At 66.3% G+C, this 13302-nt stretch carries 8 protein-coding genes; 1 reads left to right on the top strand and 7 read right to left on the bottom strand.

Translation table 11 applies throughout. The features are described 5' to 3' along the window. Positions 1-422 precede the first annotated feature (422 nt). Positions 423-2009 carry a glutamine-hydrolyzing GMP synthase gene (gene guaA / locus CEY11_RS02735; RefSeq protein ID WP_088601823.1) on the bottom strand — a complete coding sequence of 529 codons (1587 nt, stop codon included), beginning with the start codon at positions 2007-2009 and terminating at the stop codon, positions 423-425. Between the two features lie 297 nt (positions 2010-2306). On the opposite strand from guaA, the gene CEY11_RS02740 reads away from it, so the two are divergent. Next, a complete protein-coding gene (locus CEY11_RS02740) occupies positions 2307-3035 on the top strand; it encodes an alpha/beta fold hydrolase (RefSeq protein ID WP_088601824.1) in 729 nt (242 codons plus the stop codon). A gap of 180 nt (positions 3036-3215) precedes the next feature. Here CEY11_RS02740 and guaB read toward each other — a convergent pair whose 3' ends face one another. The 6 genes from guaB to CEY11_RS02770 form a co-directional block, all read right to left on the bottom strand. Then, positions 3216-4676: an IMP dehydrogenase gene (gene guaB / locus CEY11_RS02745; RefSeq protein ID WP_088601825.1), complete on the bottom strand. Its 1461-nt coding sequence runs from the start codon at positions 4674-4676 to the stop codon at positions 3216-3218. A 238-nt stretch (positions 4677-4914) separates the two neighbouring features. Further along, on the bottom strand, positions 4915-8979 hold the full coding sequence (gene purL, locus CEY11_RS02750; protein ID WP_088602022.1) for a phosphoribosylformylglycinamidine synthase: 4065 nt from the start codon (positions 8977-8979) through the stop codon (positions 4915-4917). 165 nt (positions 8980-9144) lie between these two features. After that, a complete protein-coding gene (greB, locus tag CEY11_RS02755) occupies positions 9145-9699 on the bottom strand; it encodes a transcription elongation factor GreB (RefSeq protein WP_088601826.1) in 555 nt (184 codons plus the stop codon). Between the two features lie 154 nt (positions 9700-9853). After that, on the bottom strand, positions 9854-10702 hold the full coding sequence (locus CEY11_RS02760) for a 3',5'-nucleoside bisphosphate phosphatase (RefSeq protein ID WP_088601827.1): 849 nt from the start codon (positions 10700-10702) through the stop codon (positions 9854-9856). Positions 10703-10799: 97 nt separating this feature from the next. Then, positions 10800-11735, bottom strand: coding sequence for an alpha/beta fold hydrolase (locus CEY11_RS02765; RefSeq protein ID WP_233154686.1), 936 nt, complete (start codon positions 11733-11735; stop codon positions 10800-10802). A 134-nt stretch (positions 11736-11869) separates the two neighbouring features. After that, positions 11870-13300: a dihydrolipoamide acetyltransferase family protein gene (locus CEY11_RS02770; RefSeq protein WP_088601828.1), complete on the bottom strand. Its 1431-nt coding sequence runs from the start codon at positions 13298-13300 to the stop codon at positions 11870-11872. Between the last annotated feature and the right edge of the window lie 2 nt (positions 13301-13302).

Below are 13302 nucleotides of genomic sequence, written 5' to 3' on the forward strand. Positions count from 1 at the left end.
GCCAACCCTTCGAGACACTGCAAAGCGAAATGGCGCGTTGCACGTTGCACGTTGCACGTTGCACGTTGCACAGCCATTATTTTCGCGCAGAGATCTTCCTGAGGCATAGATCGTAGAAACGCGCACGATGGCCCACCCAGCCACCCGGCTAGGCGGACAAGCAGGCTTTCACGAATATCCAGCAAAGTTTCGATTTCGACCGGCTCGGCCCTCATGTCCTTGAAATGCGCCTCGAAAGTCGTGATGAAATCCGCAGGCACGCCAGGAGCCAGCATTTCTCAGACAGGCTTGGGGCTACAGGCCAGATAGACGAGGAAAGCCCGCCATAGCATCTGATCAGCTCGTTCGTCTTCCGGCAACAAGCCTACTCATAATGCAAATTGATCTGTTAAGTGATTGATTTTTAATAATTTTTAAACTGATCATTCCCACTCGATCGTCGCCGGTGGTTTACTCGAGACATCATATGTAACCCGGTTTATACCTCTTACTTCATTAATGACCCTGCCCGACACTTTCTTCAGCAGCGAATAAGGCAGTTCTGCCCAATCGGCGGTCATGAAGTCGGAGGTCTGCACGGCGCGCAGGGCTACGACGTAGTCGTAGGTGCGGCCGTCGCCCATGACGCCTACGGACTTGACGGGCAGGAATACGGCGAAGGCTTGGGAAGTCAGGTCGTACCAGTTCTTGCCGCTGGTTTCGTCGGTGGCCTTGCGCAATTCTTCGATGAAAATGGCGTCGGCGCGGCGCAGCAGGTCGGCGTATTCTTTCTTGACTTCGCCCAGTATGCGCACGCCCAGGCCGGGGCCCGGGAAGGGGTGGCGGTAGACCATGGCGGGCGGCAGGCCCAGGGCGATGCCGAGTTTGCGCACTTCGTCCTTGAACAGTTCACGCAAGGGTTCGAGCAGCTTGAGCTTGAGGGTATCGGGCAGGCCGCCGACGTTGTGGTGCGATTTGATGGCAACGGCCTTGCCGGTCTTGGCGCCGGCGGACTCGATGACGTCGGGGTAGATGGTGCCCTGTGCCAGCCAGCGCGCGCGGGTCAGCTTGGCGGCTTCGGCTTCGAAGACTTCGACGAATTCGCGGCCGATGATCTTGCGCTTGGCTTCGGGGTCGGCGACGCCGGCGAGCTTGGCCAGCAGGCTGTCCCCGACGTTGCAGTGGATGACCTTGATGCCGAAGTGGTCGGCGAAGGTGGCCATGACTTGCTCGGCCTCGTTCAGGCGCAGCAGGCCGTGGTCGACGAACACGCAAGTAAGCTGGTCGCCGATGGCCTTGTGGATCAGGGCCGCGGCGACCGATGAGTCGACGCCGCCGGACAGGCCGAGTATGACTTCTTCGTCGCCGACCTGGGCACGGATGCGTTCGACGGCTTCGGTGACGTAGTCGGGCATGTTCCAGTCGCCGCTGCAGCCGCAGATGTCGCGCACGAAGCGCGCCAGCATGGCCTCGCCCTGCACGGTGTGGGTGACTTCGGGGTGGAACTGCACGGCGTAGAAGCCGCGCTCTTCGTCGGCCATGCCGGCGATGGGGCAGGATTCGGTGGAGGCCATGAGTTTGAAGCCGGGCGGCAGCGCGGTGACTTTGTCGCCGTGGCTCATCCACACCTTGAGCATGCCGTGGCCTTCGGTGGTGGTGAAGTCTTCCAGGCCTTCGAGCAGGCGGGTGTGGCCGCGGGCGCGCACTTCGGCGTAGCCGAATTCGCGGTGGTCGGACCACTCTACTTTGCCGCCGAGCTGCTGGGCCATGGACTGCATGCCGTAGCAGATGCCGAGCACGGGCACGCTGGCCTGGAACACCTGGGGCGGCACTTTGAGGGACTCTTCCTGGTAGGCCGAGGCGTGGCTGCCGGAAAGAATGATGCCCTTCAGGCCTTCTTGCGTGCGGATGAAGTCGTCGCCGACGTCGCCGGGATGGATTTCACAGTAGACGCCGGCTTCGCGCACGCGGCGCGCGATGAGCTGGGTGACTTGTGAGCCGTAGTCTAGGATGAGGATACGCTGGTGCATGGCTGGAAGAGCAGTAAAGGAAGTTGGGGAAGCGCTGGCGCAATCGCTTGAGGCTTGAGGGATTGATTCCAAGGCCTAGCAAGCCGCAGGCGCCGAAAGCCTATGACGTCGAAAGCCCAAGAATTTAATGGTAAAAACAAAAATAGCTAATGCGTGCTTCTATATAAAATCCGTGGCGTCGAAAGCCCAAGACGTTAATGTACCGTATCGGGGCGGCAAGGGATCCGGCGGGTGATGCCTGCGGGTATAGTTGCCCTTACGCGGCAGAGCCCGCCCCCGTCTTTGCAAGGAGCCATCATGACTACCAGCCAGGATTCCCAGACTTTCGTACTCGTGCACGGCGCCTGGCATGGCGGCTGGTGCTGGGCGCGCGTGGCGCAGGCGCTGCGGGCGCTGGGCCACACCGTCTATACACCGACCCAGACGGGCTTGGGCGAGCGCAGCCATCTGCTGGGCAAGCTGCCCATAGATCTGGGCACTTTCGTGCGTGACATCGAGAACGTGCTTGGCTGGGAAGACCTGCACGACGTGGTGCTGGTGGGCCACAGCTTCGGCGGCCTGGCGATCACGGGGGTAGCCGAAAGCATGCCGCAGCGGTTGCGGCGCCTGGTTTATCTGGACGCGTTCATACTGGGCAACGGCGTCAGCACTTTCGACACGCTGCCGCCGGCGCTGGTGGAAAAGCTGCGCGCGGCGGCGCAGAACTCCTGCCAGGGCCTGGGGGTGCCGCCGCCGCGGCCGGCTTCTCTGGGCCTGGAGCGCGAGGCCGATGCGCAGTTTGTCGCCGCCCGGCTCACGCCACAGCCCCTGGGAGTGTACGAATCTGCGCTGCGGCTGGACAAGCCCATCGGCAATGGCCTGCCCTGCGCCTACTGGCACTGCACGGCCCCGTCTTTCCCGGCGCTGGAAGGTGCCCGGCAATGGGCGCGCGCGCAGGCCGATTGGGAATGGCGCGAGCTGGCCACCGGCCACGACGCGATGGTCAGCGCCCCCGAACTGGTGGTCAAGCACCTGCTGGACATGTAGGCGCAGTGCAAGACGCGGGACAGAAACATAGCCCATCAAGAATTCCACAATGCGGGCCGGGAAAGCTTGGCCGCGGCTCCGCAATAACGATCGGCCCGCATGGGCCGGCCATTGCCGCAAGCTGCTACGAGGCGGCGGCACGTGGCGGCCGCCCCGATCAGCGCAGAAGCCGCAAGGGCTTCAATCGGCGCGGTAATTGGGCGCTTCCTTGGTGATCTGCACGTCATGCACGTGCGACTCGCGTACGCCGGCCGAGGTGATCTCGACGAATTCGGCGCGAGTGCGCATGTCTTCGATGGAAGCGCAGCCGCAATAGCCCATGGAAGCGCGTATGCCGCCGACCAGTTGGTAGATGATGGCGATGACGCTGCCCTTGTAGGGCACGCGGCCTTCGATGCCCTCGGGCACCAGCTTGTCGGCGTTGTTGGCGGGATCCTGGAAGTAGCGGTCGGCCGAACCGTCGCTCATGGCGCCCACGCTGCCCATGCCGCGATACGATTTGTACGAGCGGCCCTGGAACAGCACGACCTCGCCGGGGGCTTCTTCAGTGCCGGCGAACATGCCGCCCATCATGGCGGTGAAGGCGCCGGCGGCCAGCGCCTTGGCCACGTCGCCCGAGTAGCGGATGCCACCGTCGGCGATCAGCGGCACGCCGGTGTCTTTCAGGGCCTGCGCCACGTCGGAGATGGCGGTGATCTGCGGCACGCCCACGCCGGCGACGATGCGGGTGGTGCAGATGGAGCCCGGGCCTATGCCGACCTTGACGGCGTCGGCGCCGGCCTCGACCAGCGCAAGCGCCGCCGCGGCCGTGGCGATGTTGCCGCCGATGACTTGAACCTTGGGGTAGTTTTTCTTGACCCAGCGCACGCGCTCGAGCACGCCGGCCGAATGGCCGTGCGCGGTGTCGACCACGATGACGTCGACACCGGCGCTGGCCAGCTTGTCGACGCGCTCTTCGGTGCCCTCGCCCACGCCCACGGCGGCGCCCACGCGCAGCTGGCCTTGCGCATCTTTGCAGGCGCTGGGGTGCTCGGTGTTCTTGATGATGTCTTTGACGGTGGCCAGCCCGCGCAGCTGGAACTTGTCGTTGACAATCAGCACGCGCTCGAGGCGATGGCGATGCATCAGCGCCTGGGCCTCGTCCAGCGTGGAACCTTCATTCATGGTGACCAGGCGTTCTTGCGGGGTCATGATGTCGCGCAGAGGAACATCGAGCCGGTCTTCGAAGCGCAGATCGCGGTTGGTGACGATGCCCACCAGCTTGCCCGCCTCGACCACCGGCAACCCGGAGATGCCATGCTGGCGTTGCAGCGCGATGGCGTCGCGCACCTTCATGGTGGGCGTCACGGTGACGGGGTCGATGACGATGCCGAATTCGTGCCGCTTGACGCGCGCCACCTCGCGCGCCTGCTCGTCGGCGCTGAGGTTCTTGTGGACGATGCCGATGCCGCCTTCCTGCGCCATGGCGATGGCCAGGCGCGATTCGGTCACCGTGTCCATGGCGGCCGAAACCAGGGGGATGTTCAGGGTGATGTTGCGGGTGAGCTGCGTGGCAAGCTGGGTATCGCGCGGCAGAACCTCGGAATAGGCGGGCACCAACAACACATCGTCGAAGGTGAGCGCTTTCTTGATAAGACGCATGGAATAGCTCCGAGCAAAGCAAGATTATACGATCTCACCCGCCTGGATGAAAAACGCCGCGCCGGGCCGTCGCGCAACCCGAGTCACGGCGCGACGGTGGCCGCGGCTGCACGCGGTAGGTACCGGCCCGGTAGATTCGCCCGGCCAGCGATACCGGGCAGCCGCCCGGCTAGCGCCACCCAGCCGATACCACGGCAAGCATGCTGGGCCCGACGGGCCCCGCCGCCAGCCGGCCCGATCAGCCCAGCCACACCCGTGCGTTGCGGAACATGCGCATCCAGGGGCTGTAGCCGCCGCCCGGGGTATCGGCGCGGATGCCGTCGCGCTCGCCCCAGCGCGCCGGCGCCCAGGACATCATCACATTGCGCGTGACGCGCTCGGGGTGCGGCATCAGCACCGTGTAGCGGCCGTCGGGCGTGGTGACGCCAGTCAGGCCCTGCGCGCTGCCGTTGGGGTTGTAGGGATAGGCCTCGGTGCGCGCGCCCTGGTTGTCGATGAAGTTCAGGGCATTGAGCACCTGGGCGGCATCGCCCTGCTGCGAGAAATCGGCATAGCCTTCGCCGTGGGCCACAGCCACCGGCACGCGCGTGCCCGCCATGCCCTGCATGAAGATGGAGGGCGAGTCGGCGATCTCGACCATGGAAAGGCGCGCCTCGTATTTTTCCGACAGGTTGCGCGTGAAGCGCGGCCAGTGCTGGGCGCCCGGGATCATGGGCGCCAGCGCCGCCATCATCTGGCAGCCGTTGCACACGCCCAGGCCGAAGGTGTCGGCGCGCCCGAAATAGGCGGCGAACTGGTCGGCCAGCTGCGCGTTATAGCGAATGGTGCGCGCCCAGCCCTCGCCCGCGCCCAGCACGTCGCCGTAGCTGAAGCCGCCCACGGCCACCAGGCCCTGTACGTCGTCCAGGCGCACGCGCCCGGCCAGCAGGTCGGTCATATGCACGTCCCAGGCCTCGAAGCCCGCCTTGTCGAAGGCCCAGGCCATTTCGACCTGGCTGTTGCAGCCCTGCTCGCGCAGGATGGCCACGCGCGGCCGCGCACCGGTCGCGATATAGGGCGCGGCCACGTCTTCCTGCGGATCGAAGGCCACGCGCGGCGTGAAGCCCGGGTCGGCCGCATTCTGCCAGGTCTCGAATTCGGCCCTGGCGCATTCGGGGTTGTCGCGCCGCGCCATGATCTGGCGGCTGACCTCGCTCCATTGCTGGCCGAGGTCGTAGCGGCTGTGCTGGTAGATGCACTTGCCGTCGCGGTAGAACTGGATCTCGTCCTGCTGGTTCAGGCCGCCCAGCACGTGAGAGCAGGCCGACAGGCCGGCCTCGCGCAGCTGCTGCAAGACCAGGTCGCGCTGCGCCAGCGGCACCTGGACAACCGCGCCAGCCTCTTCCGAGAACAGGGCCTTGAGCGTGAGTTCGTCGCGCTGCACGGAAAGCTGCTCGGCGCGGATCTTGTAGTCGCCCCAGTCGGAGGCATAGGGGTCTATGGTCAGCATGTCGAGATTGATCGACACCCCCACCCGGCCCGCAAACGACATTTCACAAACCGTGGCCAGCAGACCGCCGTCGGATCGGTCGTGATAGGCCAGGATGTGCCCTTCGCGGTACAGCTGGCGTATGACGCGGAAGAACGCCAGCAGCGATTCGGGCTCGTCCAGATCGGGCACCGCCTTGCCGACCTGGCAGAATGCCTGCGCCAGAATGGAGCCGCCCAGCCGGTTGCGGCCGCGCCCCAGGTCTATCAGGATGAGCACGGTTTCGCCGGCATCGGTGCGCAGCTGCGGGGTCAGCGTGGCGCGCACGTCGGCCACCGGCGCGAAGGCGCTGACGATCAGCGAGACCGGCGCCACGACTTCGCGCGCCTGCCCTTCCTCTTCCCACTTGGTGCGCATCGACAGCGAATCTTTGCCGACGGGTATCGACAGGCCCAATTGCCGGCACCAGGCACTGACCGCGAACACCGTGTCGTACAGCGCCGCATCCTGGCCCTCGACGCCGCAGGCCGCCATCCAGTTGGCCGACAGCTTGATGTCTTCGATGGCACGCACATCGGCGGCCACCAGATTGGTCAGCGCCTCGGCCACCGCCATGCGCCCCGAGGCCGCGGCGTCGATCACCGCCAGCGGGCTGCGTTCGCCCATGGCCATGGCCTCGCCGCGCACGCCCTCGAAATCGGCCAGGGTAACGGCGCAATCGGCCACCGGCACCTGCCAGGGCCCGACCATCTGGTCGCGGCTGCTAAGGCCACCCACCGTGCGGTCGCCGATGGTGATGAGGAAGCTCTTGTTGGCCACCGTGGGGTGGCGCAGCACGCGCTGTATGGCCTCGTCCAGCGTGATTACGGTAAGATCCAGCGGCGCGAAGGCGCCCGGGGCGCGGCGCACGTTGCGCGTCATGCGCGGCGGCTTGCCCAGGATCACGTCGATGGGCACGTCCACCGGACGGAATTCCGGGCGTTCTTCTTCGGGTTCGGGCTGCGAAAACCCGGGCAGGCCCTCGCCGCAAGTCACGCGCAACTGGCGCTCGTCGGTGGCCACGCCGACCACGGCGTAGGGACAGCGTTCGCGGCGCGCAATGGCGTCCAGGCGCGGCAGGTCTTGTTCCAGCACGGCCAGCACATAGCGTTCCTGGGCCTCGTTGCTCCAGATCTCGGCCGGCGACAGGCCGGATTCTTCCACATGCACCTGACGCAACTCGAACACGGCGCCGCGGCCGGCGTCGTTGACCAGCTCGGGGAAGGCATTGGACAGGCCGCCCGCGCCGACGTCGTGGATGGCCAGTATGGGGTTGTTTTCGCCCTGCTGCCAGCAGCGGTCTATGACTTCCTGGGCACGGCGCTGGATCTCGGGGTTGCCGCGCTGCACGGAATCGAAATCCAGGTCGGCGCTGTTGGCGCCCGCGCTCATGCTGGAAGCCGCGCCGCCGCCCATACCGATGCGCATGCCGGGCCCGCCCAGCTGGATCAGCAGCGCGCCGGGGGGAATCGGGTCTTTATGCGTGAGCCGCGCGTCTATGGCGCCCAGGCCGCCGGCGATCATGATGGGCTTGTGATAGCCCCAGTGCCGCTCGCCCGCGGTCTGCTCGTAGCTGCGGAAATAGCCCAGCAGGTTCGGGCGCCCGAATTCATTGTTGAAAGCGGCCCCGCCTATGGGGCCTTCGATCATGATGTCGAGCGCGCTGGCAATGCGGCCGGGCGCACCGTAGTTCTCGTCTTCCCAGGGCTCGATGCCATCGTCGAAGCGCAGATTGGACACGGTGAAGCCGGTCAGGCCGGCCTTGGGCTTGGAGCCGCGCCCGGTCGCGCCTTCGTCACGGATCTCGCCGCCGGCGCCGGTGGCGGCCCCGGGAAACGGCGCGATGGCGGTGGGATGGTTGTGGGTTTCCACCTTCATCAGCGTGTGCACCGTGGCCGCGCGCCCCTGGTAGCGTGCCGCCTTGCCGCCCTCGCCCGGCAAGGCCGCGCAGAACTGCTGCGCCACGCCGCCTTCCATGACGGCCGCATTGTCGGAATACGCCACCACCGTGCCGCGCGGCTGCTCCGCGTGCGTGGCACGGATCATGCCGAACAGGGTATGCGGCTGCTGCATGCCGTCTATGACCCACTGCGCGTTGAAGATCTTGTGGCGGCAATGTTCGCTGTTGGCCTGGGCGAACATCATCAGTTCTACGTCAGTGGCATTGCGCCCCAGGCCGGTGAAGGCCTCGAGCAGGTAGTCGATTTCGTCATCGGACAAGGCCAGGCCCAATTGGCGGTCGGCCTGCACCAGTGCGTCGCGCCCGCCCCCCAGTATGTCGATCGCCTGCATGGGCTTGCCCGGCAGCGAGGCGAACAGCGCCGCGCCGTCGAAATCGGCATCGACCACGGTTTCGGTCATGCGGTCGTGCAGGCAGGCGGCGATCTGCGCCAGCTGCGGCTCGTCGATATTGCGCGCCCCCAGCAGGCGGCGGGCCGGCTGCAGGGTGTAGCGTATGCCGCGCTCGACGCGGCGCACGGCGGCCAGGCCGCAATTGCGGGCAATGTCGGTGGCCTTGCTGGCCCAGGGCGACACCGTGCCCAGGCGCGGCACCACGCGCAGCACCAGCGTGTGCTTGTCCACCTGCGCCTGCGGCGCCTGGCGGCCGTCGTCCAGCAAGGCGTGCAGCCTCTGCGCTTCGGCTTCGCCCAGCGCCGGCTCGCACCATGCGTAGTGCTCGTACTGCCCCTGGATATCGGCTACCGGCAGGCCCAGTTGCGTAAAACGTTTGAGCAGTCGTTCGCGACGGAAATCGGACAGGGCCGAAGATCCGGGAAAATACAGAATGGAATTCACGATGGGGATACAGGCAGGAGGGTTGGCCAAAACCGCATTTTAACGGCTTATGCCTTTTCCGACCGGCTTGCCCTGCCTCCCGGAAGGTATATACGCGGGCCGCCCGCGCACCCCTGGCCCACGCCGCTGCGCGGGCGATTGCGCAGGCACCGCCAAGCCTGCCATTCAGGCCGCGGGATAGTCGACTTCGAGGATCTCGAGCTCGTCCACGCCGGCCGGCGTGCGCAAGGTGACGGTATCGCCCTCGCGGGCCTTGATCAGCGCCCGCGCCACGGGCGATATCCAGCTGATGCGGCCCTGCAGGGGCTCGGCCTCGTCGACGCCGACGATGGTAACGCGGTGCTCTTCGCCGGCTTTGTCCAGGTACAGCACCTTGGCGCCGAAAAAAATCTGGTCTTTGTTGGGCTGGGCCGCGGGGTCGACTACTTCGGCGATCTCCAGGCGCTTGGTCAGGAAGCGCATGCGCCGGTCGATTTCGCGCAGGCGCTTCTTGCCGTAGAGATAGTCGCCGTTCTCGGAACGGTCGCCGTTGGACGCCGCCCAGGACACCACCTGCACCACCGCCGGCCGCTCTTCATTCATGAGATGCTCGAGTTCCGCGCGCAGCCGCTGATAGCCCTGCACCGTCATGTAGTTCTTGACGCCCGCCGGCAGGCTCTGCGCCTCGGGCCCGGCGTCGTCGTCGTTGTCTTCGGATTCCTTGACAAATGCCTTGTTCATGAGCTGCCACCGTTATACAGGACGTACTCTAACATCCTCTCATTCCATTTCTAAATCGATCGCGATCAATCGCGAACACGAAAGCTAGGCGCAGGCAACATACCTGGCTCGGCAAGCGAAGCTGCCAAGACACAGGCCTGACACAGAAAGGGGATCAGGCCCAGTCGTGCCACACCGGCGTAAGGCCCGGCGGCAACGGCGGCAATGAGCCCAGATCCCGGCGGCTTTCAGCGAGGCTGTGGAAGTCTGAGCCGCAAGAGGCCAGGAAGCCATAGCGGCGCGCCACCTCGGCATACTGCCCGTACTGGTCGGGGCGATGGCTACCCGTGACGACCTCGATCGCCTCGCCGCCCAGTTGCTTGAACTCGTCGAACAAGGCGTCGAACTGCAGCCGGTCGTAGCGATAGCGGCCGGGGTGGGCGATGACCGCACGGCCGCCCGCCGCCAGGATCCAGCCCACCGCGTTGGCCAGGCTGGCCCAGTCGCCCGGCGCGTAGGCCGGCTTGCCCTCGCCCAGGTAGCGGTCGAAGGCGGCCTGCAGGTGCGTGCAGCGGCCCTGCTCGACCAGATAGCGGGCGAAATGAGTGCGGCTTACCAGCCGCGGGTTGCCGGCATAGGCCAGCGCCCCTTCGTAGGCGCCGGGTACGCCTAGCGCCTGCAGCGCATCGGCCATGCGCCGCGCACGTTGCAGGCGGCCGGTGCGTATGCCTTCCAGGCCGGCGTTCAGCGCGGCGTTGTGCGGGTCGATATGCAGGCCGACGATGTGCACCGTCTGCCTGGCCCAGGTAACCGATATCTCGATGCCGTCTATGAATGGCAGGCCCAGCTCTTGCGCCTTTGTGCGCGCTTCGGCCAGCCCGGAAACCTCGTCATGGTCGGTCAGCGCCCAAAGCCCGACGCCGTGGGCATGCGCACGCGCCGCCAGCTCGCTTGGGCGCAGCACGCCGTCCGAGCATACGGAATGGCAATGCAGATCGGCGTTCAGGGGCGGGGAATGGCTCATTTGCGGCTCCACCGCCACGATAGCACGCCTGCGCCCGGCCGGCGTGCCGCCCGCTAGAGCGGCGCAGCCGGATAGGGCCTGTTCACACTAACAGGTTCTAGGGCGCCAGCAGGAAATCGGCCACGGGCTCGATCTGCTCGGGCGTGAGCAAGGTCGGCGCGTGGCCCACGCCCGGCACCTCTATCAGGCGTGCCTGCGAGTTGCGCGCCAGCATTTCAGTGGCGGTTTCGCGCAGCAGCAGGTCGGACTGCGCACCGCGCACGATCAATACCGGCTCGGGCAAGCTGGCGTAGGCGGCCCACAGCAGCGCCTCGGCCTGCTGCATGGCCTGCGGCGTCTGCAGCTCGAAGGCTTTGGCAATCGCCAGGTCGTAATGCTTCACCCAGTGCTTGTCTTTGTAATTGAAGACGTGCCGGGTCAGTTGTTCCCATTGCTCGCGGCTGTGCGGGCCGAAGCCGGCGGAGACGGACTGGACATAGGCCACGGCCTCGTCGTGGGAATCGAACACTCCGGGCCGGCCCACGTACTCGCCGATGCGGGCCAGGCCGGCCATGTCCAGCTTCGGGCCTATGTCGTTCAGTACCATGCGGCCCATGCGCAGCGTGCGCTGCGGCGGCAGCCCGAATTCCGCCCGCGCGGCGCGGGCCGGCGCGGACATGGCCAACGCGCCGGCCAAGCCCAGGCCTATCAGGCCGCCCATCGAGGTGCCCAGCCAATCGACACGCTCGGCGCCCAGGCGTGCGATCAGGGTAAGCATGTCGGCCACGTATTGCGGCACCACATAGCCGGCGGGATTGGCCAGCCAGTCGGAGCGCCCGCGGCCCACGACGTCGGGGCAGACCACGCGGTGATGCGGGCTGAGCCGGGCGGCAAGCGTATCGAAGTCGCGGCCGGTGCGGGTCAGGCCGTGCACGCACACCAGCACCCTGTCGTTGTCAGGGTCTCCCCATTCCCAATAGGCCATGCGATGCAGGCCCGATTGGCTTGCGCAAGTGACGTATTTGAGGCGAGGTTCGTTCAGGGGAGAGGCCATAAGAGATCACCATGAAAGAAGCAGTGATCTTATTCCATTTCTAAATCAACCGTGCACTTTGTCAGCTTCGCTTGCCGTACCAGGTGTACTGTCTGCGCTTCGCTTTCGCGTTCACGATCGATTTAGAAATGGAATTACTCCACGAACATGGTGGCGGGCGACTCCAGATAGGCGCGTATGGCCTGGACGAATTGGGCGGCGTGCAGGCCGTCGACCACGCGGTGGTCGAACGAGGACGACAGGTTCATCATCTTGCGCGCCACCACTGCGCCGCCCAGGATGACCGGGCGCTCGACGATGCGGTTGACGCCGACGATGGCCACCTCGGGGTAATTGATCACCGGCGTGGACACAATGCCGCCCAGCGGGCCCAGGCTGGTCAGGGTGATGGTCGAGCCGGAAAGCTCTTCGCGCACCGCCTGGCCGCGGCGCGCGGCCTGTGCCAGGCGCGCGATCTCGGCCGCATTGGCCCATAGTCCGCGCGACTCGGCGTGGCGCAGCACCGGCACCATCAGACCGTGTTCCGTCTGCGTGGCCACGCCCAGGTGTACGGCCTCGTAGCGCGTGACCACCCCAGCTTCATCGTCGTAGCGCGCGTTCATTTGCGGGAACTCGGCCACCGCCAGCACCATGGCCCGCGCCAGGAACGGCAGCAGCGTCAACCGCGGGCGCTGCTCGCCCCACTTGGCGTTGAGCCGGGCGCGCAAGGCCTCGATTTCGGTGACGTCGACTTCTTCCACATACGAGAAATGCGGAATATGCCGCTTGGACTCCTGCATTTTCTGCGCGATCTTGCGCCGCAGGCCCACCACCGGCACTTCGACGCTGCCGTCGCGCGCGGCGTAGGCCGATGCCGCGGCACTTGGCACCGGCGCATCGTGATGGGCCTGCACGTCTTCGTGGCGGATGCGGCCGCCCGGGCCGCTGCCGCGCACGTCGCGCAGCTCCACGCCCAGCTCGCGGGCATGGCGGCGCACCGAAGGCGAGGCCAGCGGCTTTTCGCTAAGGTGCCGTGGGGAACCGGAAGCCGCAGCGGCCGCCGAAGACGGCTGCGAAGAAGGAGCCTCGCCGGCCTTTGATGCCACTGCCTGTACCGTACGCGAGCCCGCCGCGGTACTGGCGCCGGCGGCCGCGGCCGCCGCTACGTCGTGGCCAACGGCCGACATGGCCTGCGGCGCAGCGGAACCCTGGTTCGGTAGCTTGGCCGGAGGCTCGCCTTGCTCCGGTGCGCTGCTCGGCACCGCCTCGACCGCCGCGGGTGTCGCGGCCTCCATTGACGCAATCGCACCATGATCATGTGCGGCGCCCTGCCCGGCTTCGACTTCCAGGCGGATCAGTTCCGCACCCACGGCCAGCACATCGCCGACCTTGCCGCCCAGGGACACCACTTTGCCCACCACCGGCGAGGGAATCTCGACCGTGGCCTTGTCGGTCATGACGTCGGCCAGAACCTGGTCTTCGGCCACGCTGTCGCCCGGCTGCACGTGCCATTCGGCCAGCTCGACCTCGGCGATGCCTTCACCGATGTCGGGCATCTTGATGACATGAATACGCGAAGAGGCCATGG

Origin of the sequence: Candidimonas nitroreducens, assembly GCF_002209565.1 — a bacterium.
Taxonomy (GTDB): Bacteria; Pseudomonadota; Gammaproteobacteria; order Burkholderiales; family Burkholderiaceae_B; genus Candidimonas; species Candidimonas nitroreducens.

Coding starts and splice junctions, on each gene's coding strand:
- guaA (WP_088601823.1), bottom strand. CDS start 2,009: ATGCACCAGCGTATCCTCATCCTAGACTACGGCTCACAAGTCACCCAG.
- CEY11_RS02740 (WP_088601824.1), top strand. CDS start 2,307: ATGACTACCAGCCAGGATTCCCAGACTTTCGTACTCGTGCACGGCGCC.
- guaB (WP_088601825.1), bottom strand. CDS start 4,676: ATGCGTCTTATCAAGAAAGCGCTCACCTTCGACGATGTGTTGTTGGTG.
- greB (WP_088601826.1), bottom strand. CDS start 9,699: ATGAACAAGGCATTTGTCAAGGAATCCGAAGACAACGACGACGACGCC.
- CEY11_RS02760 (WP_088601827.1), bottom strand. CDS start 10,702: ATGAGCCATTCCCCGCCCCTGAACGCCGATCTGCATTGCCATTCCGTA.
- CEY11_RS02765 (WP_233154686.1), bottom strand. CDS start 11,735: ATGGCCTCTCCCCTGAACGAACCTCGCCTCAAATACGTCACTTGCGCA.
- CEY11_RS02770 (WP_088601828.1), bottom strand. CDS start 13,300: ATGGCCTCTTCGCGTATTCATGTCATCAAGATGCCCGACATCGGTGAA.